This is a genomic window from Janthinobacterium sp. GW822-FHT07H10 (assembly GCF_058798675.1).
The window spans coordinates 1-510 of sequence record NZ_JBXAKS010000048.1; the positions used below are offsets into that span (position 1 = coordinate 1).

1 rRNA gene is annotated in these 510 nt (G+C 52.4%); it reads right to left on the reverse strand.

The annotated features are described in order from the left end of the window. A 16S ribosomal RNA gene (locus AC1RDJ_RS28425) occupies positions 1-510 on the reverse strand; the annotation flags it as partial.

Sequence of the window (510 nt, forward strand, 5' to 3'; positions counted from 1 at the left end):
GGATTCCAGCCATGTCAAGGGTAGGTAAGGTTTTTCGCGTTGCATCGAATTAATCCACATCATCCACCGCTTGTGCGGGTCCCCGTCAATTCCTTTGAGTTTTAATCTTGCGACCGTACTCCCCAGGCGGTCTACTTCACGCGTTAGCTGCGTTACCAAGTCAATTAAGACCCGACAACTAGTAGACATCGTTTAGGGCGTGGACTACCAGGGTATCTAATCCTGTTTGCTCCCCACGCTTTCGTGCATGAGCGTCAATCTTGACCCAGGGGGCTGCCTTCGCCATCGGTGTTCCTCCACATATCTACGCATTTCACTGCTACACGTGGAATTCTACCCCCCTCTGCCAGATTCTAGCCTTGCAGTCTCCAATGCAATTCCCAGGTTGAGCCCGGGGATTTCACATCAGACTTACAAAACCGCCTGCGCACGCTTTACGCCCAGTAATTCCGATTAACGCTTGCACCCTACGTATTACCGCGGCTGCTGGCACGTAGTTAGCCGGTGCTT